We start from the raw sequence: 536 nt of genomic DNA on the forward strand, positions 1-536 counted from the left end.
GGTTTGTAAAGCGTCCTGACGAATTTGTTGCCAGCCTGGCGCTGAACGATGAGGCTCGAAAACTTGTAGCCCCGAAGAGCGTCAAGGAGGTGACGACTGATACACTTATGATGTAATCGGGTCTGAACAACCCTTCTGAAACACTGTGCCACCGGAGAGAACGATGGCACAGGTAATACAATGAATCGCCACGGGTTTAACAGACACCTCCGAGTCATTTAAGATGGCTTAAAGAGAGGTGCCCATGAGCGGTAAGCGTTATCCCGAAGAGTTTAAAATTGAAGCAGTCAAACAGGTTGTTGATCGCGGTTATTCTGTTGCCAGCGTTGCAACACGTCTCGATATCACCACCCACAGCCTTTACGCCTGGATAAAGAAGTACGGTCCGGACTCATCCACTCATAAAGAACAGTCAGATGCTCAGGCCGAGATCCGCCGGCTCCAGAAGGAGCTGAAGCGGGTTACCGACGAACGGGACATATTAAAAAAAGCCGCGGCGTACTTCGCAAAGCTGTCCGACTGAGGTACGCCTTTAT

General features: G+C 50.4%; 1 pseudogene. It reads left to right on the forward strand.

Going from position 1 to position 536, the window contains the following annotated elements:
- Positions 1–244: 244 nt before the first annotated feature.
- A pseudogene (locus QMM04_RS23030) lies at positions 245–536 on the forward strand (transposase); the annotation flags it as partial.

Source organism: Pantoea sp. Pa-EAmG (assembly GCF_030024295.1).
GTDB lineage: Bacteria > Pseudomonadota > Gammaproteobacteria > Enterobacterales > Enterobacteriaceae > Pantoea > Pantoea dispersa.